Origin of the sequence: Rhizobium croatiense, assembly GCF_019793465.1 — a bacterium.
Classification (GTDB): domain Bacteria; phylum Pseudomonadota; class Alphaproteobacteria; order Rhizobiales; family Rhizobiaceae; genus Rhizobium; species Rhizobium croatiense.
Genome location: NZ_JAILYJ010000114.1, coordinates 1 through 255, shown reverse-complemented (window position 1 = coordinate 255; position 255 = coordinate 1). Strand labels below are relative to the sequence as shown.

General features: G+C 61.6%; 1 pseudogene. It reads left to right on the top strand.

Going from position 1 to position 255, the window contains the following annotated elements:
* Positions 1 to 222: pseudogene (locus K6M89_RS32055) on the top strand (IS110 family transposase); the annotation flags it as partial.
* Between the last annotated feature and the right edge of the window lie 33 nt (positions 223 to 255).

Sequence of the window (255 nt, the reverse complement as noted above, 5' to 3'; positions counted from 1 at the left end):
AAAGGCAAGAGCCTCATCGGCGGCGGTCGGGCAACGGTACGCTCCGTGCTGTTCATGGCCACGCTGGTGGCCTGCCGCCATAACCCGGTTCTGAAAGCCTTCCGCGATCGCCTGGTCGCTTCCGGCACGTCGAAGATCGTCGCAACTGTGGCTGCCATGCGCAAGCTGCTCACCATCCTCAACGCAATCATCCGGGACCAGAAAGCATGGCAAAACGCTTGACTTCCAAGACAGTCGCTCTGCCCTGCCGGGCAT